20 protein-coding genes and 1 tRNA gene are annotated in these 24,575 nt (G+C 42.4%); 10 read left to right on the top strand and 11 right to left on the bottom strand.

Annotation, left to right across the window (positions count from 1 at the left end):
- Positions 1–596: 596 nt before the first annotated feature.
- Entirely contained in the window at positions 597–5,369 is a 4,773-nt protein-coding gene (locus WA352_RS00295) for a beta strand repeat-containing protein (RefSeq protein ID WP_336140930.1), read from the bottom strand.
- Positions 5,370–5,874: 505 nt separating this feature from the next.
- On the opposite strand from WA352_RS00295, the gene WA352_RS00290 reads away from it, so the two are divergent.
- Positions 5,875–5,951 (top strand) — tRNA-Arg (locus WA352_RS00290).
- A gap of 41 nt (positions 5,952–5,992) precedes the next feature.
- Here the strand turns inward: WA352_RS00290 and WA352_RS00285 are convergent.
- Both WA352_RS00285 and WA352_RS00280 read right to left on the bottom strand, forming a co-directional pair.
- Positions 5,993–7,291, bottom strand: coding sequence for an SRPBCC family protein (locus WA352_RS00285; RefSeq protein ID WP_033134144.1), 1,299 nt, complete (start codon positions 7,289–7,291; stop codon positions 5,993–5,995).
- A 158-nt stretch (positions 7,292–7,449) separates the two neighbouring features.
- A complete protein-coding gene (locus tag WA352_RS00280) occupies positions 7,450–8,238 on the bottom strand; it encodes a hypothetical protein (RefSeq protein WP_227505295.1) in 789 nt (262 codons plus the stop codon).
- A 163-nt stretch (positions 8,239–8,401) separates the two neighbouring features.
- Here WA352_RS00280 and WA352_RS00275 point away from each other — a divergent pair, with 163 nt between their 5' ends.
- Together WA352_RS00275 and WA352_RS00270 are read left to right on the top strand one after the other, a co-directional pair.
- A complete protein-coding gene (locus tag WA352_RS00275) occupies positions 8,402–8,899 on the top strand; it encodes a YcxB family protein (RefSeq protein ID WP_033134143.1) in 498 nt (165 codons plus the stop codon).
- A gap of 33 nt (positions 8,900–8,932) precedes the next feature.
- Complete coding sequence (locus tag WA352_RS00270; RefSeq protein ID WP_033134142.1) at positions 8,933–9,574, top strand: fumarylacetoacetate hydrolase family protein; 642 nt, start codon at positions 8,933–8,935, stop codon at positions 9,572–9,574.
- A gap of 110 nt (positions 9,575–9,684) precedes the next feature.
- Here WA352_RS00270 and WA352_RS00265 read toward each other — a convergent pair whose 3' ends face one another.
- Positions 9,685–10,485 carry an AraC family transcriptional regulator gene (locus WA352_RS00265; protein WP_033134141.1) on the bottom strand — a complete coding sequence of 267 codons (801 nt, stop codon included), beginning with the start codon at positions 10,483–10,485 and terminating at the stop codon, positions 9,685–9,687.
- A 107-nt stretch (positions 10,486–10,592) separates the two neighbouring features.
- Between WA352_RS00265 and WA352_RS00260 the strand changes: the two genes are divergently transcribed.
- On the top strand, positions 10,593–11,498 hold the full coding sequence (locus WA352_RS00260) for a DMT family transporter (protein WP_033134140.1): 906 nt from the start codon (positions 10,593–10,595) through the stop codon (positions 11,496–11,498).
- Between the two features lie 26 nt (positions 11,499–11,524).
- On the opposite strand, the gene WA352_RS00255 is transcribed toward WA352_RS00260, so the two are convergent.
- Positions 11,525–12,775 carry a YihY family inner membrane protein gene (locus tag WA352_RS00255; protein WP_033134139.1) on the bottom strand — a complete coding sequence of 417 codons (1,251 nt, stop codon included), beginning with the start codon at positions 12,773–12,775 and terminating at the stop codon, positions 11,525–11,527.
- 113 nt (positions 12,776–12,888) lie between these two features.
- Between WA352_RS00255 and wrbA the strand changes: the two genes are divergently transcribed.
- Positions 12,889–13,488: an NAD(P)H:quinone oxidoreductase gene (gene wrbA, locus WA352_RS00250; RefSeq protein WP_033134138.1), complete on the top strand. Its 600-nt coding sequence runs from the start codon at positions 12,889–12,891 to the stop codon at positions 13,486–13,488.
- Here the strand turns inward: wrbA and WA352_RS00245 are convergent.
- Together WA352_RS00245 and lgt are read right to left on the bottom strand one after the other, a co-directional pair.
- Positions 13,485–13,859 (bottom strand): hypothetical protein, encoded by a 375-nt coding sequence (locus tag WA352_RS00245; protein ID WP_033134137.1) that lies wholly within the window; start codon positions 13,857–13,859, stop codon positions 13,485–13,487. The genes wrbA and WA352_RS00245 overlap by 4 nt on opposite strands.
- A gap of 105 nt (positions 13,860–13,964) precedes the next feature.
- Positions 13,965–14,777: a prolipoprotein diacylglyceryl transferase gene (lgt, locus tag WA352_RS00240; protein WP_004657788.1), complete on the bottom strand. Its 813-nt coding sequence runs from the start codon at positions 14,775–14,777 to the stop codon at positions 13,965–13,967.
- 110 nt (positions 14,778–14,887) lie between these two features.
- Here lgt and WA352_RS00235 point away from each other — a divergent pair, with 110 nt between their 5' ends.
- The 4 genes from WA352_RS00235 (at position 14,888) to WA352_RS00220 (ending at position 19,690) form a co-directional block, all read left to right on the top strand.
- Entirely contained in the window at positions 14,888–15,670 is a 783-nt protein-coding gene (locus tag WA352_RS00235; protein ID WP_033134136.1) for an NRDE family protein, read from the top strand.
- 142 nt (positions 15,671–15,812) lie between these two features.
- The gene (locus tag WA352_RS00230) at positions 15,813–17,405 is read left to right on the top strand and encodes an alkaline phosphatase (RefSeq protein ID WP_033134135.1); all 1,593 of its coding nucleotides are present in this window, start codon (positions 15,813–15,815) and stop codon (positions 17,403–17,405) included.
- A 20-nt stretch (positions 17,406–17,425) separates the two neighbouring features.
- Positions 17,426–18,961 carry an alkaline phosphatase gene (locus WA352_RS00225; RefSeq protein ID WP_033134134.1) on the top strand — a complete coding sequence of 512 codons (1,536 nt, stop codon included), beginning with the start codon at positions 17,426–17,428 and terminating at the stop codon, positions 18,959–18,961.
- 78 nt (positions 18,962–19,039) lie between these two features.
- Complete coding sequence (locus tag WA352_RS00220) at positions 19,040–19,690, top strand: hypothetical protein (RefSeq protein ID WP_033134133.1); 651 nt, start codon at positions 19,040–19,042, stop codon at positions 19,688–19,690.
- Between the two features lie 230 nt (positions 19,691–19,920).
- On the opposite strand, the gene WA352_RS00215 is transcribed toward WA352_RS00220, so the two are convergent.
- The 4 genes from WA352_RS00215 to tatA all read right to left on the bottom strand — a co-directional run bounded on the left by WA352_RS00215 (position 19,921) and on the right by tatA (position 23,518).
- Positions 19,921–21,906, bottom strand: coding sequence for a PhoX family protein (locus tag WA352_RS00215; protein WP_033134132.1), 1,986 nt, complete (start codon positions 21,904–21,906; stop codon positions 19,921–19,923).
- Positions 21,907–22,088: 182 nt separating this feature from the next.
- On the bottom strand, positions 22,089–22,853 hold the full coding sequence (gene tatC, locus WA352_RS00210) for a twin-arginine translocase subunit TatC (protein ID WP_033134131.1): 765 nt from the start codon (positions 22,851–22,853) through the stop codon (positions 22,089–22,091).
- Positions 22,850–23,290: a Sec-independent protein translocase protein TatB gene (tatB, locus tag WA352_RS00205; RefSeq protein WP_033134130.1), complete on the bottom strand. Its 441-nt coding sequence runs from the start codon at positions 23,288–23,290 to the stop codon at positions 22,850–22,852. Before tatB ends, tatC begins: the two co-directional genes overlap by 4 nt.
- Positions 23,291–23,302: 12 nt before the next feature.
- A complete protein-coding gene (gene tatA / locus WA352_RS00200) occupies positions 23,303–23,518 on the bottom strand; it encodes a Sec-independent protein translocase subunit TatA (protein ID WP_004678519.1) in 216 nt (71 codons plus the stop codon).
- 152 nt (positions 23,519–23,670) lie between these two features.
- On the opposite strand from tatA, the gene WA352_RS00195 reads away from it, so the two are divergent.
- Positions 23,671–24,558, top strand: a complete 888-nt coding sequence (locus WA352_RS00195; RefSeq protein ID WP_033134129.1) for a permease — start codon at positions 23,671–23,673, stop codon at positions 24,556–24,558.
- Positions 24,559–24,575 lie beyond the last annotated feature (17 nt).

Raw genomic sequence — 24,575 nt, 5'->3', positions numbered from 1 at the left:
AGTTGTGTTGTTTTGAGTAATTATTAAATTGCTATGATTTTTTTGTGATTAAAGTCACATTAATCATATTTAGTGTTATATGTGGCAGTTATTTTGTCAATCTGTAACGGGCTTGAATATGATTGTTAAATGTGGATTTAAAATGTTGAATTTTAATATATTTATTGGTTGTTAATTTTAACTAAATTTACACTTGTATTTTATTTGAAAGGGTAAGGGGATTTTTATCATAGCGAGATAAGTTTTATTTATCATATAATTAAAGTGTTATCTGAGTGCAATCTATGTCTTGTGAAGAAGATGCTGGAAAGAAAGTTTTAAAATTTGTTACTCGTTTGCAAAAAAATATTTCCAGTGTTTTTCGGTTTTATTTAATTAATAAAGATCAATATTTTAAATTTTTTCTTAATTAATTTTTTTAAAATTATAATAAATCTAAAATCGTATTGTTTATGCTGTTATTGACGTGTTATTTAAAAAAACTTACCAATCAAATGTGGTCTCTTTGGAATATTCTCATCTTAATCTGACGAACTTTATTAAGCTGCAAAAGAAAAGCCACTGATTAGAGTGACTTTTCTTGGTATTGCTGTATTTTAAAAATGATGAAGTGAGCCGAATAGGTGATCGGTTAGGTTTGTTAATGGTGAGGAAACTGAAATGAGATCGGTAATGCTTCCCCCATTTGGATTTGGTTCACCGACAGCAATGCCGGAAGAAGTCGAAAGTGTGCCAGTAATTATGGTGAGCAGACTATCTAGACTGTTACTACTACCACCATTGTCATAGTTAATATGGATAAGGTTGTTGAGACCTTCCATAATATTGCCACTCGCGAGATCGCCGAGACTATCTTGTAGATTACTGATTGCCGAACTACCACTGCCAATCACCATGTCGATCGGTTGGGCAATACCAGAAAGAATACCATCGCCACTGATACCACCCGTGATGCTACCAATGATGTCTGTGATTGAGCCTAAAGGATCACCTTCACCACCACCGATACCACCAGTCACGGCACCGATAATGCCACCAACATCAGTGAGATCACCTGCAATATGTTGAACCAGTCCAGAAGCAGTTGAGCCATTGGTCACGAGTGTGCCAAGTACACCTGTGAGAGAACTCGCAGCACCATCAATATCCGCACCCGCTAAATCAGAGATCGCTTCCAGTGTTCCGTTTACCGTATCCCGTGAAGTTTCAAAGGTAAGGGTGCCTAAATTGGTGAGGTCTGTGACTGGATGAACGCCAGGAAGAACATCACTGATTGCACCACCTATAGTGGTGATACCTGTATTGATGATATCGGTTTTTAGGCTTTCAACACCTTGAAGCACATCGATACCTGTTTGGATGACACCTGTGACAGGGTTATTGCCAAGATCACCGCCAGTAATACCACCAATGATGCCAGTGATCGCGCCAAGAGGGCCACCTTCACCGCCACCAATACCGCCAGTAATACCACCGATGATGCCAGTGATTGCGCCTAGAGGACCACCTTCATCGCCGCCAATTCCTCCTGTGACGCCAGCAACAATACCTGTCACAGTTCCTAATAAGCCTGTTGCACCTTCACCATCACCTGCCACAATATGAATAAGATTGGTTACAGGGCTCAATGGATTGAACTCACCTTCACCATTTAGACCACTTAAATCAAGCACTGAGATGGCATTGCCTGAGAAGTTAATCGGAATCGTAATGGGTGTCACGATGCTTGCATCGTCACCGTTACCATTGCCGATACCGAAATTATGGTCGCCATTACCAGAACCAACACCACCCAGTAGGCCACCAGAGCCATTGCCAGTACCATTGCCATTGTTCGTGGTGTCATTGTCCTGAACATAGTTGTTGGTTGTGGTAGATGAATTATTGTGTGAGTTTGCTGTTGCGCTGCCAAATAAAGAAATTGCATTGCCAGATAAATTAATAGGAATTGCAATCGGTGCTACTATGCTGGCATTGTCACCAATCCCATTGCCTATACCATAATTGTGTTCACCATTACCGGCACCTACGCCATTGAGTAAACCGCCAAGACCAAGGAGGCCTCCACCAGCACCCCCTGTACCATTGCCACCGCTATTACTATTGTCAGTGGAGTCATTGTCTTGAACATAGTTGTTGGTTGTGGTGGATGAGTTGTTAGTTGAGTTTGCTGTTGCATTGCCAAAGATGGAGAAGGCATTTCCAGATGCATTTACAGGAACCGTGATTGGCATAACTACGCTGGCATCATCCGCAATCCCGTTACCAATACCGTAATTGTGTTCGCCATTACCTGCGGCTATACCATTTAATAGCCCACCACTGGCCGCATTACCTGAACCAGTTCCATTAGCGCCAGTATTACTGTTGTTGATGGTGTCATTGTCTTGGAAATAGTTTGAAGTGGTTGTAGATGAATTGTTGACTGAATTTGAAGTGGCGTTGCCAAAGATGGAGAAGGCATTTCCGGATGCATTGATTGGTGTCGTAATCGGTGCAACAACACTGGCATCATCCGCAATCCCATTGCCTATACCATAATTGTGTTCACCATTACCTGCAGCGACTCCATTTAATAAACCACCCCCGACACCATTACCTGCTGTGCCGCCGACGCCCGTACTGCTGTTGCTATTATTGGTACTATCGTTGTCTTGGAAGATGTTGGTGGTTTTGGTTGAGGAATCATTGACTGAATTTGAAGTGGCATTCCCAAAAATTGAGAAGGCATTACCTGAACCACTGATTGGGGTTGTAATCGGTGCAACCACACTGGAATCATTACCGATGCCATTACCAATACCATAGTTGTGATCACCATTACCTGCAGCAGGACCATTAGCCCAGCCACCCACGCCATTACCAGCAGAACCACCGAGTAGACCTGTGCCACTATTACTATTGTCCGTACTGTCATTATCTTCATAATGATTGACAGCTGTGGTTGATGAGTTGTTGACTGAACTTGTGGTTGAGTCCCCAAATACGGAGAAGGAGTTACCTAAACCACTGAGTGGCGTTGTAATCGGCATCACCACACCGACATCATCACCGTTGCCATTACCAATGCCGTAATTATGTTCGCCGTTGCCTGACCCTACGCCATTGAGCAGACCGCCAATGCCATTACCTGAGCTGCCGCCTACACCTGTACCACTATTACTATTGTCCGTACTGTCATTGTCACGCACAATATTGGTAGTGGTGGTCGAAGCATTGTTATGAGATGCGTTATTGGCATCGCCCAAGAAGCTGAATTCATTTCCTAAGCCATTGACTGGCATCGTGATGGGTGTGGTTACACCGACATCATCACCGTTGCCATTGCCAATACCGTAGTTTTGTTCACCATTACCAGAACCAATACCACTGAGTAGACCACCAATGCCATTGCCTGCACCGCCTACTCCAGTACCATGATTACTATGGTCGATATGGTCATTGTCTTCGACGATATTGGTCGTATTGGTTGAGCCGTTATTCACAGATGTATTGCCTGTATGGGTTGGATCATTACTGCCAAACCAAGAGACATTGTTACCCATCGCATTGATTGGAGTAACTATAGGTGAGGTCCAATCGGCATCATCACCGTTGCCATTGCCGATGCCATAGATATGTTCGCCATTGCCCGCACTCACCCCATTGAGCAAACCACCGATACCGTTACCTGAACTGCCAGTCGTAGTCGTTCCGCTATTGCTATTGTCGGTTGTATCATTGTCTTGAACATGATTGAGTGTTGTGGTTGGCGCAGAGTTGCTAGATGAATTATCACTTCCTCCACCAATTGAATTGCCTAATACATTGAATGGTGTGGTCCATGGAACAGTAACATCGGCATCATCGCCGTTACCATTGCCGATGCCGTAGTTTTGTTCGCCATTACCTGCAGCAGGGCCATTGCCCCAACCACCGACACCATTGCCAACATCACCTAGACCTGTGCCATTATTACTGTTGTTGGTTGTATCGTTATCCTGAATAATATTTGACGTTGTTGTTGGTGCGGTATTGGTGGAGCTAACATCGCCACCGCCTAAACCCGCAACTGAGTTACCAAGTACATGTACTGGCGTTGTCCAAGGAACCGTGACACTGGCGTCATCAGCGTTGCCATTGCCAATTCCGTAATTGTGTTCGTCATTTCCTGCGCTAACACCATTCAGTAAGCCGCCGAGGCCATTACCCGCACCTCCAACGCCTGTTCCATTGTTACTATTATTGGTGCTGTCATTATCTTGAATGACATTGGAGGTCGAGGTTGGAGCAGTATTGATTGAGTTTACATCTCCACCACCGATGCCCACAACTGAGTTGCCTAAGGCTTGGAAGGGGGCTGTCACAGGGGTAGTGATACTGGCATCATCACCGTTGCCATTGCCGATGCCATAGTTTTGTTCACCATTTCCTGAACCAATCCCATTGAGCCATCCACCATCACTGCCATTGCCTGCAGCAGCAGTGCCATTGTTGCTATTGTTAACGGCGTCGTTGTCTTGAATTTGTGTAGTCGATGTCGTTGCTGCTGTATTTATAGTGTTAACATCAGCACCGCCTAAACCAATAATTGCATTACCAGCCGCTTGAACAGGTGTGGTCCATGGCACAGTGATACTGACATCGTCGCCATTACCATTGCCAATACCGTAATTATGCTCTCCATTGCCGGCTGCAACACCATTGAGTAGACCACCTGCATTGCCATTACCCGCAGCTCCAGTACCTGTGTTGCTATTATTGGTGCTGTCATTATCTTGAATGAGGGTAGTTGAACTGGTTGGTGTGCTATTGACAGAGTAGACAGCACCACCACCCAATGTACCGATTGAGTTACCTAAGGCATCAAAAGGCACCGTAACTGGTGTGGTGAGATTTGCATCATCTCCATTGCCATTACCAATCCCATAGTTATGATCGCCATTGCCTGCGGCAACACCACTTAATAAACCGCCATTGCTACCATTACCTGCAGCAGTACCCGTATTACTATTGTTGATGCTGTCATTGTCTTGGATGTGAGTCGAAGATGTTGTTGTGGCCGTATTGATTGAGCTAATGGGTGACGAACCTCCAAGCCAAGGAAAAGAGTTTCCTAATGCATGAAAAGCTGTAGTGAAAGGAAGAGGGACGTTAAGATCTTGGCCATTGCCAACACCGACACCATAATTTTGATTGCCATTTCCTGTTATTGCACTGAATAAACCATTATTTGAGCCATTATTGTTGTTGGTGATATTAGTACTCTCGACCACAACATGGTTTGTGGTTGATACCGTATTTACAGCAGTCGGTACTGCTGCTTGGCTATTACTACTCGAATGAGAAAGAATACCCGTAATTGGTGATAAAATATTTTTAAATAACATGTCGATATACCTATAATTATTGGAATTTTGTTTTATTAAAGCTTAATAATTATGTGACTCCTGTCTCATAATGTATTTATAAGTATTTATTGGTTGTTTATTTAAAGTCAATATTGTGCTTTGTATCATATTTTTAAATGACTATAAAAACATGATAAAACAAAGAGATGTATTTCCTAGTGATCACTGGCTTATCGTTCTAATTTGGAATGCGATTTTTTTTAATTCTTTATTCAAATTATAGAATCGATGGAAATATAAGATCGCTGAAATATGAGTTATTTAAAGTGTAATCATTCACTTGGAGAGAACTGGGCATCTGAAATCAATCAACGTTTAAGTCAGGTATCGATAACCGCGAGATTTACACCCATTTCAATGAGGAGTTGACGCTGTTTTGCTCAAATAGTGGCAAAATGCTGAATCTATAGCCAGTTAAGTGCAATTTTGTGAAAAAAGGCTTATCATTTTGGGGGAAGTGCGTATAATGCGCTCCATCAAATATGCGCTCATAGCTCAGCTGGATAGAGCACTTGGCTACGAACTAAGGGGTCGGGAGTTCGAATCTCTCTGAGCGCACCAATTTGAATAAATAAACCGCTTAATTGCGGTTTTTTTGTGTCTTATGTTTTTGCTTTAATTTTTTGTACAAATACGGCATTGCCACCCACCGCAGGAAGTACATCATGATAAGGCAGGCTGCGCATGGCTCTTAATAAGAATGGGGCCTTCTCATCGATTTTCATTGCGCTGGTCATGCTCAATAAGGTTCCTTGATTAAGTGAACTCAACTGCATTTTTCCTCTAATAAAACGTAGGTCACCGCCATTGGCATAAAAATTATTTTCATCTGTCTGCGGATAATTAAAACGTAATTTAAATGCGAACGGTATATTGATGACTCCAAGGCCAACATTGACTTGAATATCTGCATCTTGTGCCTGATTCTGGATGGGGGTGGTCACCACTTTTTTAATTTGTCGAGGAAATAACTCTTGGTAGGCCAATGGACTTAGCCATTTTTGTAAGGGTTGAGTCGGTTGTTTATAAAATTGATAGGTGGTGGTAAAACGCATGGATTCTCGGCCATGGGTATACAGCATAGTGGTCGGTGCATGCAGGATACTGACAGGTTGCTGAGCAGATTGAATCAGTTGTGTGATTTTATTGAGTTGAGCTGCATTCAACTGCGGATTCGGCATTTGTCCTGCATTGAGTGGCTTAAGATTGGCTTGAATAAAACGGGCTCTTAAGGACTCTAAAATAAATGCATTACTACTACTTGGAATCCCAAGTTTGACCTCAGGAATCGCATTGAGAATTTTCTTAAAAATAAATCCTTTGGGTTGATTCAAATCACCCCATTGAGTCAAGGTGATTAAGGTGCGGTTCTCGTCCAGTGCAAACCATTCAAATTTACCGACACCGTAGGGAATCGGTGCATCAATCACCAAACTGGCAATGCTATTGGGTTTGATCTGATGTTGTAGGGTGACGTCTTCATTAAAGTTGAGTACGGGAATTGGAGTTGGAATCGAGACCCGATATTTCATTTGTACCGTATTGCCTGATTGCTCTAATGTCTTCGCCGATTTGAGCGTTGGGAATAATCCAACATAGTGGTTGAAATCGGTCAGTGTTTTGGCCACTTGTTGCGCATTTACGGGAACAATGATCGCGGCTGAATTAAAACTGACATTGGGTTGAGGATTGTTTTTTAGTGTGGGTACCGCTGTTTTTGTCGCAGGGTGACCGTAAATAAAAATATTGTTTTGGGTATAACTGGCCAAGAGCTGCGGGCTGTTTTGAAAAGGTTGTAGGGCACTCGGGATATTGTCTGTCCATGGTAGGATTTGTGCAAAACATGTTTGTGTAAGCCCCAATAAAATACAGGGCAAGATTAAACGATTTAAATAAGCCATCACATTCCTTTGATTTTTATCCGTGATTTCATCCAATGACTTGATCTCCTGACTTGAGCGATCAATACTGCTTATTAATAATTTTTTTTATGCATGAAAAATAGTCGTATTGTGTAAAACCCGCTCAAGTGGATGTCTGGAGCGGGGCTAGGAAAAGTTTATTGTTCTGCCATTAAGCTTTTACGGCGATAAACAAACAAGATGGCACCCAGTGGCAATGCAATTTGCAAGATAATTGGACTATAGACCGTTTGCTGGAAGTAACCCGCACCTAAGACGAGGAAGCTCAGCATTTGAAAAGCGTAACTGCCATCGCTCCAATTCAGTGAAAATTGCATAAAGCCAAAGCAAATAAAAATTAACCACACCCATTTCCGTTTTTGCATGGGGGTTCTGATGCATAGGATAAAGGCATATATACAAAACAGCGGAATCGTAATGGCAAGGATAAACACGACATAATGCAGTAGACTTTTTCCTGCAAATGTAAAGCCATGCATGGCTTGGACAGAATGGTCAATCGGTTCAACATGAATGCCAATAATACGGATTTGATCTGCCTGTTTACTGAGTACGATTTTATTTATCAGCCAATGATCCGCAAATTCATATTCAAAGCTTAATTGATAAGTGACAACATCTTTAAATAAGCTTTTATTGGCTGCAATTAACTTAATATTTTTAACGGGCTCAGCAGGAAATAAGCCAGCCATTTGGATCAAAGTGCTATGGGTCGATTCATCTTGCAGTTCTGGGCTGAGATATTTCTCAATGGCTGCATAGTTTTTGTTGCCGAGTTGATTAAACATATCTTCAGCAAAAGCCTTTTCTTGTGGCGGTACAATCTTTTCGAGAAAGGATTGTTGGCTACAGGCACTGAGTGTGATCAAAAGACCTAAAAGAAACAGCAAAGATCTAAACTGTTGTGGCATCTTCATCATTTTCATACTGTTAAATTCATCGATAAAATTAAATTGATATAAAAGGGCGTGCCCAAAAGAGAAAAAACATCACATTTAAATTTTGTATTAAATCGCGATAAATGTGATTTCCCATTAAATCATTTATGTTCTAATAGGTCAGTTTTTTTTCAAATGTTAGAAATTAAAAATGTCTGAACAACGTCCAAGTGTATCGGTGCGCTATTATTTGAATTTAGAAGAATCACAAGATGGTTTTGCTTTGGTCACTTTTGGCAAAAAAACCTTTAGCCGCTTTTTAACCCCGGTGATCAGTATTGCGATTATTTTGTGGGGAATCTATTTAGGTTTTTCTGGTGTTGGACGTTATTACGTTGCACTGGGCGCTTTTTTTCTGGTGATGCAAGCCGTTATGCGCTATTGGTTGTTACCAATGTTGTTTAAGCGCCAATTTGTACGCTATCAGTTTGGTAAAAGTGAACAGGGGATTGACCTTTATCAAGATCACTTTGAACTATATGCTGCAGGTAAAAGACAAACAGCGCAGTATTCAGAAGTACAATCTTTTGCAATTGGCAAGCTGACTTATATGTTAGAGCTAAAAAGTCACACTGTGGTGATCGTACCTAAACGCGCATTTAGCGATTCAGCAGAGCAAACAAAATTCGAAAATAGTTTCAAGAAGTAATTTTATCGACGGTTGAAAGAACAAGGAGTTTTCATGAGTACACGTCCTTCAAAAATTGTGTGTGTCGGTCGAAATTATGCCGAACATGCCAAGGAATTAGGTAATGCCATTCCTGAGCGTGCCTTGCTCTTTATTAAGCCACCAAGCAGTCTTGGTTCTTTGACGCAAGGTGTAAGCTGGAATCAAGAACTGGGTGAGTGTCACTATGAATGCGAAATTTGCTTGCAAATTGCACATCCTTTATCGCAAGAAACCGATCCAGCCAAAGCCCTAGAAGCCATTGGTGCAATCACTTTAGGTCTGGATTTGACCCTGCGTGATTTACAGAGCGATTTAAAATCCAAGGGCGAACCGTGGGAACGTGCCAAAGCCTTTGATGGCGCCTGTATTTTGGCGGACTGGATTGAAGCAGATGAAATTGGTGACTTGCAAGAGCTAGAGCTGATTTTGAATATCAATGGCGTAGACCGTCAGCACGGTTTTACCAAAGATATGATCTTTGATATAGGGACTCTACTTGTTGAGATTAACAAATCGTTTAGTCTGGAAGTTGGTGATGTCATTATGACGGGTACGCCTGCTGGTGTTGGCGCATTACGTGCCAATGATCAATTGACCATGAAATTGATCACCCAGTCTGGCGAGTATGACTGGGATACTTTTGTAAAAGCCTGAGTTGAAATAAAAGGGTGGCGCTGTAATTGATATCAGCGCCATTTTTTTATGCCTGAAAAAAGTGATTTTCTTTTTAGCTGTCCGTCTAGTTGAGTGAGCTAACGAAAGGTTTAGCGCCCTTGATAAAGTTTACGAAACTGGTCTGGGGTGAAATGCATCCAGCGTTTAAACATATAAATAAAAGCCGAGGAACTGGCATAACCTAAGTCCAAAGCAATCGTCTCAATGGTCTTGCCCTGATTTAACATCGACATCGCTTTCATCACTTTTAAACGTTGCCGCCATTCATGTAGAGACATTCCCAATTCTTTTTGGCTATAACGGGCAAGGGTACGTTCAGTCATATTGATCATCTGTGCAAGCTGCTCCAAGGTACTGTTATCCGTTGGGAATTCATGTAAATGGGTCAATATTTTAGCCAGCGCGGGATGTTGTGTTGTAGGTAAATAACTACCAACCAACTCCGCATGAGTTAGTGAATCGAGCAAAACTTGAAGTAAGCGTAAATATTCTGGATCTTGTTCAGAAAAGGGATGTTTGCGGATATGTTCGAGCAGTGCAGAAACCAAGGGTGCAGACAATAAGATACCTGCCTGCTGAGGCATGTTTTGACAGAGTGATTCATGCACGTACAAGGTGCAATGCGTGACCTCATTACGATTGATGCCACTGTGTTGTAAATGCGGTGGTAGCCAAATCCCATAAGGTGGTGGGGTTAAGTAATGAATTTGCTCAATATTGACTTCTAACACACCATCAAAAGCATAGATAAATTCTCCCCAAGCGTGTGCGTGTTGTGGGTAAAACGTCTCTGCAGGTGCGTCCCGAATCTGTAGCCATAATGGCGCAGGAATTTCATTGTAGGTCGAGATTGGCTGAAAATCTTGAATCCGTTGTGCTGATTTTTTCATAACATGAGAATTGCCTGAAAATACGCATCTATTGTCGTATTTTCACTATATCATGAAAATACGACAGTCTTATATTGGTGCTCAAACCATAAAATCAGGAGCGCGCAATGGATGAGCGTAAAGCATTAGATGCAACGGCATCGGGTCTGATGATCGTACTGTGTATGATCTGGGGACTACAACAAGTCATTTTAAAAATGGCAGCTCCTGATATTTCGCCCTTAATGCAAATCGCGCTGCGTTCGGGCCTTGCCGCCATACTGCTTTTACCCTTACTTTACCTCGATAAAACCAGTCAACTTTTCAATCGCCAGAATTTAAAAGCAGGTGCACTGGTCGCTTTTCTATTTTCTTTAGAATTTTTTTTATTGGCACAAGCTTTACAGCTAACCTCGGCTTCACATGCCGTGGTGCTGCTGTATACCGCACCGATTTTTGTCGCCTTGGGCTTACACTGGAAACTTCCTTCAGAGCGTCTCAGTCTGTTGCAATGGACAGGTATTGGGATTGCCTTTTTAGGGATCGTAGTGACGTTCTTACGTGCTAATTCAGGTGGATCGATTGCGGATCGACAGATGTTGTGGGGTGATTTGCTCGCTTTGGCAGGCAGTATTGCTTGGGCAGCGACCACGATTACCGTACGTTTATCTTCGCTTGCGCAAGCTGCCGTAACACAAACCTTGTTTTATCAATTGGCGGGTAGTTTTGTGCTGTTGTTTGGCGCGGCTCTGGTTCTTGGGCAAGGCACGATTCATTTCACCCCATTGGTGATGGGCAGTTTAGCTTTTCATACCTTGGTGGTTTCTTTCGCCAGTTTCTTGGCATGGTTTTGGTTGCTACGTAATTATTTAGCTTCCCGCCTTGGCGTCTTTTCCTTCCTGACACCTTTATTCGGGATGGCATTTGGTGTGTGGTTATTGGGCGAAAAAATTGAGCTGAACTTTGTGATTGGTTCTGCGTTGGTCTTGCTTGGCATTGTAGTGGTGAGTTTACAGGGCTGGTTAAGGAAATAAAAAAGACCTCGAAAGAGGTCTTTTAGTTACTTCTGTTCAAACAGAGTGGACAGTGGAATGGAAAGCTTGGCTGCTAAATAATCATTACTTTCAACCAAAGAAGGGCCGAGTCGTTCTATCCATTCATCATCCTGATGAATATGCTCAACATCGGGACGTAACGGGAGTGGATAAGGTAGAGCGGTGAAGAAACTCCAGAAATCCACTTGCGCCAAATTACGGACCAACACATATTCGTCTTTATCCGTGCGCATAATCAGGTTTTGGGCTTCCAGTTGCAAGATAAAAGACGGTAAGCGACCGAGTTCACCTCGACCAATAATATTTAACAACTCTTTTTCACTGACACTCTGTCCGATTTGCTGTTTTTTATAAAATAATTCCAGAATATCCAACATCATTAATATTGGATGACGCTTTTGTTCTTTACCTGAATGGAAGGCGGTGAGTGCATAACTGATTTCGACACCCAATAAGATAATGTTCCAAGACAAATATATCCACAGCAGGAAAATTGGGACCGCTGCAAAGGCACCATACACGATTTCATAACTGGTGAAGTTGCTCATCACCCAACCAAAAAAGCGTTTTAAAACCTCAAAGACTGTCGCACTAAAGCAAGCTGCGATGAAGGCAGAAAAAACAGGCACAGTTCGATTGGGAATGGTCCAATATAAAATAAAGAAACCGACAATGGTTAATAAAAATGAAATCAACCACAGAATAAAAGCACCATCGAGTTGATAACCCGCAAAGTTATTACTGAGTACATTGATTGATGCGACGGTCGAAGACAGGACAAAGGCACTGCCCAAAATAATGGGTCCCAATGAAATAATGGTCCAGTAACGCATAAAACCGACCAAGCCCGTTCGAGTCTCCTTAACGCGCCAAATCCGGTTAAATACATTTTCAATCGAGGTCAGCATCAGCACGGTGGTGACAAACAGGAACAGCACACCAATAATGGTCAGGTTACTGGATTTCTCGGTAAAAGCACTTAATGCCTTATCAATGGCAATGGTACTTTTCGGTAGAAAGTTACTATAGATCAGCTGTTGTAGTTGTTGTCTGGCAGGTTCAAGTGCTTTAATCGAGGAGATAATCACTAAAAAAACCGTCAGCATCGGCACGACTGCAAACAGGGTGGTATAGGTTAAACCTCCTGCTTGTTCCCGACAGCGATCGGCTTCAAAACGTCGTAACACAAATACAATAAATTGAAACCATGTTTCCTCTAAAAAAGGCAGTTTTTTTAGATAACGATTTAAGATCATGGGTTCTATCCTAGTTATTTTTAATAAAAATCCTGTCTAATCACAGGATTTACTACAGCTCAAAAAGTAAAAAATGTCGTATAGTGTCCTTTTTAACAAAATTCTTGAAAGTGATGCAACCTTACGTTCTTGTTCTTTATTACAGTAAATATGGTTCAACCAAGCAAATGGCGCATCTGATTGCCGATGGAATTGAAGCTGCAGGGGTGACGGCACGCATTCGTACCGTGCCGAATTTAGCCACCGTTGTGACTGAAGCGGCACCGAGTATTCCAGCAGATGGCGACATTTATTGCACTTTAGAAGATCTTAGCCATTGTTCGGGTTTGGCCTTGGGTTCGCCAACGCGTTTCGGCAATATGGCCAGTGAGATGAAATACTTTTGGGATCAAACCACTAGCCTATGGCTGAATGGTGCTTTGCATCATAAGCCTGCTTGTGTGTTTACATCTTCTGGTTCGATGCATGGTGGGCAGGAAAGCACATTGCTAACGATGTTACCGCCGTTGTTTCATCACGGCATGCTGATTATGGGACTACCTAATTCGATTCCAGCCTTGTCCAATACCAAAAACGGTGGAACACCGTATGGTGCCAGTCATGTTAGTGGGCCACGTCATGATCAGAGCTTAAGTCAAGATGAGAAAATCTTGTGTGAAGCACAAGGCAAGCGTTTAGGTGAAGTGGTGAAAGCGTTGGCCGGAAAATTTTAACTCAGCGAAAGTCGATATTTCCGCCCAGTTGCGACCAATCTCCAGAAAGTAAGATTATCAGTTGGATAGGGAATTGGAGCTAAGGCAGGATTCTGTAGTTGTATTTTTTCTGCACGTTGCTGGTCTGAGATTAAACTTGCATAGAGATAATCGAGTAGATCAACTGCGCTAAACACCTGTTTATAGGCATCTTGTAATTCGGTGTTTTGGTTGGCGAAACATACCTGATGCGGCTCATTGTCGTTGATGAAACTGAGTTCAAGTGATTTTTCGATTTTGCAGACCAGTTGCGGATTGAACTGTAGGGGAGAGAGGCTAAGAACCAGCTCATGCACTTTAAAGTGGGCGAGATGCTGACGTTGTTGCTGCATCGACTCTCTCCTGAAAGGAATAGAATCAATATACGCTGTTTTTGAAAGATTGATAAATAGCTTAAATTATTGGCCTAAAAAAGGGAGCATTCGCTCCCATTTTTATTATTTCTTTAACTGCCAGTCATAGATGTTTTTACGGTAAGCGTACCAGATCATCCACAGACCAATAATAATCATTGGGAAGCTGAGAATCTGGCCTTTGGTCATCCAGCCAAATAAAATGTAGCCTTGGTCTGCATCGGGTTCGCGGAAGAATTCCATAAAGAAGCGAGCAATACCATAGCCGACAAGGAATAGAGCTGAAACGGCCATACGCGGACGAGGTTTAGAGCTAAACCACCACAATACGATAAAGAGGATCAAACCTTCACACAGTGCTTGATAGATTTGTGAGGGATGGCGCACCAAACCGAGTGGATCTGTTGGGAAAATCATTCCAAATGGATAGCTTGGGTCTTGTACTGGGCGGCCATATAGTTCACCGCCAATAAAGTTACCAAAGCGGCCAAACATTAAGCCTGTTGGTACGCAGGGTGCAATAAAGTCCAAGGTCTGGAACCATGTTTTTTGGTATTTTTTACACCAAAACAGCATCGCAATCATCACACCGAGGAAGCCGCCGTGGAAGCTCATGCCTCCAGTCCAGACTTGGAATAACCACAATGGATTTTCTAAAAATTTACCAAATTCGTAGAACAACACATAGCCGACACGGCCACCGAGCACAACACCCAACGCGCCGTAGAAGACCAGATCTGACACCATGTCGCCTGTCCAGCCATCACGTTGTTTAGCACGATACGATGCTAAACCCCATGCGCATAGAAAAGCCAGAAGATACATCAGCCCGTACCAGTGCACTTTGACTGGTCCTAAGCTCAGCGCAACTGGATCAATATTTGGATAGGTCAGCATCGCTGCTCCTCAATTTTATATTTTGAGCAGATTGTAGCGGAATGATGTGAAAAATGTTGTACATTCAATGTGAAAGATCAATGTCCCAAAACGTGGGAGAAAAAGGACTTATGTGTATTGTCGCTTTTGCATGGCAGGTGTTGGATGAAATGCCGCTGTGTTTAATTTCAAATCGGGATGAGTTTTATCATCGACCAAGTGCTGCCTTGCATGCATGGCAAAACAGTAGCATTGTGGCAGGACAGGACTTGCAGTCTGGCGGGACGTGGATGGGCGTGACAGCATCAGGACGTTGGGCGATTGTCACCAATTTCCGTAATGGCCGCGATCAAAAAAGTTATACGACTTCTCGCGGGCATCTAATTCAATCTTTTTTGGAAAGTGATTTAGCCCCGATTCGTTTTGCTCGGCAATTGGAACAACAGCAACAGGAGTATGCGGGCTTTAATCTGTTTGTTGGAGATACTGAGCAAGCCGTTTATATGAGTAACCGAGGTGAAGCCCCACAAGTGCTTGCCAATGGCGTGTATGTGGTGTCCAATGGACTCATGTCAGAAGATTGGGAAAAAAACAGACATTTGCGTAAACGCTTTACTCAAGAATTTTTACCGATGTTGCAACAAGCACAAATTGCTGAATCCGCAATCGATGCTGCCGCTTGGGATATTTTGGAAGATGAGCGTAAAGTCATCGCCAATCTGTTACCCGATACGGGAATCAATCCAGAGATGGAAGCCTTATTGTCATCCACCTTTATTCAAAGTCCAATTTATGGGACACGATGTTCTAATTTCTTAAGATTAACGGACACTGAATGGCACTGGTTGGAGAAATCTCAACAAGGAGAGCAACAGGGACGAGTAGTTGACCTGCATGTCGACTTGAATTTTTAACTTGATATGTTATAACGTAATTATCTATATAAAACAACAAGATGAAATAATACTGTCATCAAGGTGACATAAAAGGGTCACCCAGCATTGTTATGGTGTAGCCAATCAAGTTACGTCCAAACAATACATCTGGGGATATTCTATGTTCTTATCAAAGACGGGCTTTTCCAAAAAGCTATTGGCGGTCAGTTTAATGGCAGTTTTGTCAGCTGGAATGACTGCTTGTAACGATAGTGATAACAATGAAAAAACTGAAGTACCAAAAACACCAACTGCAAAAAATGTAATTTTCTTCTTGGGCGATGGGATGGGGATTACCACCTTAACCGCATCGCGTATTTACTCTGTTGGCGAGGATGGCGATTTGACCATTGATACGCTGCCAGAAACTGCATTTGTCCGTACCTTTTCAGAAGATGGTCAAGTGACAGACAGTGCGCCATCTATGGCAGCCTATATGACAGGCGTGAAAATGAATAATGAAGTCATTTCCATGCAGACAGGCACCATCGCATCCCCACCGAAAGCAGATGGTACCAGTACCTGTGACGATGTTGCAGCCAATAAAGGCAAGAAACCAGCAGAAACATTGCTTGAACTTGCTAAAGCGCAAGGCATGGGCACTGGGCTTGTCACCACAACCCGTATTACCCATGCAACACCTGCTACGACCTATGCGCATGTGTGCCATCGTGATGCTGAGAACGATATTGCAGCACAATTGGTTCCAGCAGGTAAGGGAACAGGATGGGGTGCGTATAACACTAAATTAAACGATGGTGTGGATGTGGTCTTGGGTGGTGGCTTGCGCCAGTTTAAACCAACGACGGTATCGGGTGGTAAACGGGCAGATGGTCGTGATCTGGTCAAAGAAATGCAAGATCAGGGCTATAGCTTTGTTTCAAGCGGAAGTGATTTAACCAAAATTGATCCAAGCAAAACCAAGAAATTATTGGGCTTATTCAATGCCAGCCATATGAACTATGACTTGGATCGTACCAATAAGAAAATTGATGAGCCAAGTCTTGCCGATATGACCACCAAGGCGATTGATGTCTTACAAGCAAAAAACAAAAGCTTCTTCTTGATGGTTGAGGGGGGCCGTATTGACCATGCCCTGCATGACACCAATGCCAAGCGTGCCTTACAAGATACGGTTGCTTTTGATAATGCGATTAAAGCTGCAATTGATAAAGTTAAAAAAACCGATCCTGAGCTCAAAAATACCTTGATCGTGGTCACCGCTGACCATGATCACACCATGGTCTTGAATGGCTATGCAAAACGTACAGGTAAATATGTGAAAGGGGCAGAGACCAGTGTGCTCGGTTTAGTCAAAAACTATAACAAGGCAGGTTTCTCAACTGATGTGAATGGCAACCCATATCCAATTATCGGTTTTGGTACAGGTAAAAAGCGTTTAGACAATGACCGTATCGAAGCGCGTGGGGTATTGACCGATAACGACAGCTGTAATCCAGCCGTAGGTCCAGCGGGTAAATTTACCGATAGTCGTGGTACGGATATTGATAAAGAAGGTTGGTGTACAGGTACCGCTTCCGATGACTTCCAGCAAGAAGCTGTGGTGCAAACTGGTTTTGCGGATAGTGAAACCCATGGTGGTACCGATGTGTTTCTGGGTGCAATTGGTGTGGGGTCAGATAACTTCCACGGCAGCCTCGAAAATATCGAAGTCTTTAACTTAGTTCGCAAAGCCATTGGCCTAGATAAATAACAACAGACTGGAGAACGATGATGTTAAAACAATTTAAATTAGGTCAGTTTGGTATGAAAGCATCTGCTTTAACTGTTGCATTAGTTGCTGCAAGCACTGGTGCACAAGCTGCGGGCGAAGCCAAGAATATCATTTTTTTCTTGGGTGATGGCATGGGCCCAACCACAGTGACCGCAAGCCGTATTTATGGCTATGGTGAATCTGGCAAATTAACCATGGACACCTTGCGTCGTACTGTACGTATCAAGACCTATTCAGAAGATGGTCAAACCACCGATAGCGCACCATCAATGGCGGCTTATATGACGGGTAAGAAAACCCGTAATGAAGTGATTGGGATGACACCTGGGACGATCGCGGTTGAACCAAGTGCGGGTACAGCACCAGATGGTACTAAAGTATCTAATGCCATCAATAATTGCCCAACCCCAGGTTCGAGTGTGGCTGCGGGCAGCCCTGCAGAAACGATTCTAGAATTGGCCAAAGCCAATGGTAAAAAAGTGGGTGCGATTACCACCACAGAATTGACTCACGCAACACCTGCTGCGACCTTCTCTCATGTATGTAATCGTAATGCACAGTTTGAGATTGCACGTCAGGTGATTCCGGGTGGTGCAGGTTATAATACAAAACTGTTAGATGGCGTTGATGTATTGATGGGTGGCGGGCGCAATCATTTCACCCCTTATAATGCGACTGACAATAAAAAGGGTCGTGTTGATGGGCGTAACTTACTGAATGAATTAAAAGCTAAAAACTACACCGTAGGTGCAACCAAAGCAGAGATGGACGCAGCACCATTGAATAAAAAATACATCGGTCTTTATTCTGCCACTTCACATCTGGAATACGATTTAGACCGAGCACGAACAGCGCCAAACCAACCAAGTTTGGCTGAAATGACCGCAAAATCGATTGATTTACTACAAGCTCAAGATACTGCAGGCAAAGGCTTTTTCTTGATGGTGGAAGGCGGGCGTATTGACCATGCCCTGCATGGAACCAATGCCAAACGCGCATTGCAAGACACCATTGCTTTTGATAATGCAATTAAGACGGCATTGGATAAAATCAAGAAAACCGATCCTGAGTTAAAGAATACCCTGATTGTGGTGACCGCTGACCACGACCATACCATGACCTTTAATGGCTATACCGCGCGTACTGGAAAAACCACAACCACCAACCCGGGTATTTTGGGTTTGAGCTATAGCTATCAAGAAGCCAAAGCGACTGATGCTCGCACGCGTGTATTGGCTGACGGCAAGAAGCATGCACCGAATCTGGATGTCAATGGTAAAACCTCAACTACCTTGGTGTTTGGTAATGGTGGCGGACCACGTCCAACCTCACGTATTGATATTACTGACAATGAAGCGGCAGCAGATGATTACTTGCAAGAGGTTGGGATAAAGCTGGGCAATCCTGGTTCTGAAACGCATGGTGGTGGTGATGTATTGTTATTTGCTGAAGGTGCGGGTTCACAAGTATTTAAAGGTACACGTGAAAATGCATGGGTATTTAGCAAGTTAAAAGAAGCATTCGGATTTAAATAAACGCTTTATTGAAGATTTTCATCATATTGCAAACAACCTCAGTCACTATGACTGAGGTTTTTTTATGTAGGAAATAACATGCGTCTAGTGATGAGTGCGGTATTACTGAGCGTGGGAATGACGTCTTTGCATGCAGCCCCAGTATTAAGTGCCAATATTACCCGTGAGACCCAAACCATTGGCAATGATGGAGTGACACGTACCAGTGTGTTTCAGGAGCGCATGTATCGTAATACTCAGAATATTTGGATTGAACGTGTACTGCCTAAACATCACCAACATGGACATGAAAAGGGTGGGCATAAACATTTAGATTTAGCTGAAGCAGCCCAGCATTATTTTATTGATCAGAAAAAACAGCCCAAACTCAATTTGGTGCTGATGGAAGATAAAACCGTTGTACATTTGCAAGATGCCGATGTCGATATGTTAGGACTCAGCAACTGTTGGAACTGTGTGTATTTTTTGATTGATCCTAAAAGTTTAAAGGGAATGACCGTTAAGAAAAAAGACAGCAACAGCACTTGGTATGAAAGCCAGAATAAGAAAAATAAAATGAGCATTGAATGGGACAATCGCAATAATATTGCCAAACGGGTGGAAGTACGCAGTCTAGATGGTTTGCGCTATGACATTCTGAAAGCCAATATCCAACAGGTCAATATTGCAGAACCTTGGAAAAGCTACAGTAAATTCAGCAGCAAAGATTATTCAGACTTTGGTGATTAATTGCTAAAGCCGGATTGGCTGAATTGAGCTCCTTATTTAAAGGGGCTTTTTTATCAGAGAAATAGATCTGCTCTGTGGCCGCTGCCATTTCAATCTTTGAATAAAATAAGCCTGCTATTCGATTCGTTTTACATCAACACCAGCGCTAGCCGAATGATTAGATTGTGATTGATTTAGATAGACAAATGCCGACATGATGTCGGCATTTGTTTTTTTAATAGCGCTGAGATTTAAGCTTTTTTCTCAATTGATGGTGCAACTGGATCAGCGGTGATATAGCCGACACTTGCACTATAACCACCATTGTAGTTGGCTAATACTTTTGCTTTTAATTCAGCAGGAAGGCTTGAGCTATCACCCGCATGTTGGAAATTGCTCATGATATAGGTCCAGCCATTGACCGAATCAACTGCATGTAGACCAGTCGACTCTGCACCTGCTGGTGTAGACAGAATTCGGTCTAAAGACTTGGTCTCAACGTTATAAGCCCAAAGGAAGTTATTGGTATGGTTACCACTATCTTCACCGATGAACAAAGTACGTAAAGTTTCAGAGAATTTTAGGTTGTCTGGGCTGGCAATGTTATTGGGATCAGCCGTATTACCCAAGCTATCTACTGGAATATCTTTGCCCATCAGAACCATATGGCTTTGGTAAGGTGTCCATTCACTATTGATCACATTGTTTAAGTGGTCAACTTGGCTGCCTTTCAGGTCATGCGCAAGTACACCGCCTGCTTTCAATGTATTCTTGAATTTGACATTATGTGCAGCAACCCAGCTCGATTTACCCTCAATCATCGAGTCTTGAATATTGGCAAGTGCAGAATAAGCCACCTTGTCCTTGATATTCACGGTGGTTCCTTCCATCTTGGTGAAGGCCATACTACCGCCTTTGAGGGCTGCATAACGGTGCGTTTCGAGGAAGGCAGCAGCTAATTCGATTTCTGCTTTGCTGAAACCGTTATTGGCTTCTTTTAACTTGATCCAAAGCGTCTTCTTATCTAGGACAATCTGCGTATAACCCGTTAAGTCTGCAGGTGCCGTGGTTAAGCTCTCCATAATGTTTTCAGCTTTAATGCCGCGAACATTGACCAAGTCTTCAATGGTTTTACTGTCGGTATGACCCAGTTTGATCCATTTAATTGGCGCTGTAGAGGTTTCATTCAGCTCAGCAGTGTACTTTGCAACATATAGCGTTCCTGCAGATAAATCTTTTTCCTTATCTGCAACAAACATAAAGAAGCCGCCGTTGGTATAGTCATCGCCCATGATCACGGTACGGTTGTCTGGCATGACTTGAATTAGCTCATGTGAAATACGGCCTAAACAGTAGTGCTTAACTGCAGTACCACGACCTTTACCATCCAGAATGATTTCTGGTAAATGACCATAGTTATAGACATTGGCTGTATTTTCATTGCCATATAGATTTTTACTGTAGGCTCTTAATGTTGCTAAGGTACTACCGATTTGATCAAAGGCATCTGGTTCATATTCTTCACTTGAAAGGTGCGTATTCCAAGGTGAAAGGCTGGCGCCACAAGTAATCCATAGGCCATGAACTTTAGACATGTCGACATTGAAGTATTTTTTCAATGCAAGATGTCCGGTTTTTTGATCTTGGTCTAAAGTGAGTACGGCAATAGGAGAGGGTAACTGACCATACATACTTTGTTTGGCTAAGTTTTGTGTGGTGTATTCGAACTGAACCACATGGAAGACTGGGTTGTTGACACCGTCAACTTTTGCATCTTTGAGATGAATCATTGAAGAGCCATCTGGACAGTCAGAGAAGAATTGACGTTCTTGACCTGCAACCGATGTATCTCTGATCGCTTTGTTATTAATGTCGTAATAGCTACCTGCGATAATTTTGCCGCCGTTGATATTGTCAACTTCCATACCTGTGCGGAAAAATTCTTGATAACCTAATTTATATTCAGTGCTGGTATTGTCTTCCCAAGTCACTGTTAAACTTGATTTAACAGAAGTGGTGGCCATTTCTGCTGTGGTGGTTGGTGCCGCCATTGGCGTAAATTTGGCATTTTTAAATTTAACCAATTTTGCTGGTGGTGTAACAACGTTATTATCGTTGTCATCATTACAACCCGTTAAAGCTGCTGCTGTGCCCATTGCCCCTAGTGGTAAAAACGGAACACCCGCGAACCATTTTAAAATATCACGACGACTTGGCTGATTAGTATTGGCTGTCATAGTAAATCCGTATCTGTAATATATGGTAAATAAATCCTGATCGATTCTATGAAGCGGAGATGACAGTTTTCTGACAGTTTGAAGGCAGTTTAAAGACAATTTTTATTTTGTAAATAATTAATAAATATGGAATTAGAAAAATAATCCCTGAACTATTTTCAGGGATTATTCACCTATTTGAATTAAGCCGAGGCTTTTCTTTTTTCCAGTATTTTTCCGAGGAATAACCCTAGTTCGAATAACATCCACATCGGAACGGCCAGCATAATCATCGACAAGGCATCAGGTGGCGTCACAAACATTGCCACAAAAAAGCAGCCAACAACAATGAAACGACGCTTTTCAACCAGACTTTGGGTGCTGACTACACCAATTAAAATCAAAACTAAAGTAATAATTGGAATTTCGAAGGTAAACCCAAACACCAAGAATAATTTTAGACAGAAGCTTAGATAGCTGTTGATGTCTGTCATTGGTGCAACTGTTTCCGGAGAAACACTAATAAAGAAGTGTAAAATCGCAGGTAATGTAATGAAATAAGCAAATGCCACCCCTAAATAGAACAGCACAATACTGCCTAATAAGAGCGGAATGGCCAAATGACGCTCTTTTTCATACAGTGCTGGTTTGATGAATGACCAGATCTGATAAATGATATACGGCATTGCCAACATGAAGGCGACAAATAGATTCAGCTTAAACGGTGCCATAAATGTTGCAGTGACATCGGTTGCAATCATGGTGGAGGTTGCAGGCAGTTGTTGTCTTAATGGCTCAGACAACCATTGATAGGTGGTATTTCTAAAGGGCAATAAGCAGAAGAAAAGAAAAATCGTTACCCCAACAATCTTAAATAGATATTGGCGCAGCACAATCAAATGCTGCATCACAGGCATTTGCTGTAAGGGTTCATCAGTAGTGACTGAAGTCGATGGTAATTGGCTCATACGGCAATCTTTAATTCTGTATCAAACTGTTGAGTCGGTAGCTTCGGCTCAGGTTTGAAAGGTAACTGCTTTTGATATTCAAGACTGAAAGGAATGGTCGTTTGCTGAGAAAAAAGCGTATAGATGATCGGGGCTTTCGTCTCAGTTTTTACTTCTTCAACTTCAGAAGGCGTTTGTGTATTTTTAAGCGCGTCTAACTGTTGTTGCATCCTGCGTTCAAGTTCAGTGATTTTATCAATTTCTTTTTGCATTTCTTCGCGGAACTCAGAAAGGCGTAATTCTCGATCAATTTCGTTCTGAATGTTGTTGATAAACTTTTTAATTTTTCCATACCATTTGGCTACGAATCGTGCAGCTTCTGGCAATTTATCAGGACCGAGCACCAGCAATGCAATCACGGCAAAGCAAAAGATCTCGGTCATTCCCAAATTCAGCATAATCGTGCTCGCTTAGCTTTTTACTGAGCTTTCAGTATTTTTAACTTGAGCATCAATGGTACGAGGTTCATTTAAAGGTGTCGCAGCTTCTTCTTCTTTCATTGATTTTTTGAAGTCTTTGACTGCACCGCCAACATCTTTACCCAGGTTTTTTAGCTTCGATGTACCGAACAGTAGAATCACCACAATTGCAAAAATCAGTACATGCCAAATTGATAAACCAGCCATCATTCTATTCCTATAAAACTTTGGATATATCTCAACAGCTTGGCATGACAAAGATGTGACACTTATATTGCAGTTTTAAGACAACGCATTTACCCAATGGTAAATAGTGCTAGCATATGCAGCATATCAAGACATGATAAAAACAGATCGACATGACCTTTATTCTCCCCATCAGTGCCTTTATTTTCGGATTGTTGCTTGCTCAATTCAAAGTCGCGGAACAGGCGAAGAAAATCTTATCTTCATTATTGGCACGCTTATTTATTCCTGTGGTGATCATCTACAACATGGTGTTTTATCAGGCAGGTAGCTTTGCACTGATGGGATTTAGTTTCATTACATCGATTCTTCTATTTTATGGTTTTTTCTACTTTTCAAAGGATCGCTTACAAGCACTCTGTGTGAGTTATAGCAATATTGGTTGGTTAGGTTTTCCATTTGCCATCGCCTTATTTGGAGAGCAGGTCAGTGGAGCTATGATCGCGCTATATATCGGGGGTTCACTGTTTGGCAATATTTGGGCAGTTGCTGCCGTTTCAGAAGGGCCGACTAATTACGTTGCAACACTGCATAAAGTTCTTAAGTCACCACCGGTCTTGGCCTTGTTTGCAGCCTTAATTCTATGGTTATTGGGGGCTCATCATTTGCAGGGTAATGGGGTTGTAGAAGGACTGTATGATATTGCCAAATTTGGGATGAGCTTTGCGGGCATGTGTATTTTGGGAATGTGGCTGAGACATACCCGTGTACATATGGCTGATTTGTGGCTGAGTACTCGCACTTTAATGTTCAAGCTCTTGTGTGGTGTTGTGATCTGTACATTGACCTATTATTTTATTGCGATTCCGCAGATTGAATTATTACTCCCTTTGCTGTTTTTCTTATTTTGTTTGCCGCCTGCTGCCAATATCGTTGCTTTGGAAACGCATTATCAAGGTACAGGTATATCAGCTCGCTATATTGCTGCGGGAACCATGGTGAGCTGTCTGGTGATTGTGGTCTATGGTCTATTGCTGCATATAAAAAATGCCCTCATCTAGGAGGGCATTTTTGTGTT

It is taken from the genome of Acinetobacter sp. 102 (assembly GCF_037028485.1).
GTDB lineage: Bacteria > Pseudomonadota > Gammaproteobacteria > Pseudomonadales > Moraxellaceae > Acinetobacter > Acinetobacter higginsii.
This window is presented reverse-complemented; position numbering and strand designations above follow the sequence as displayed.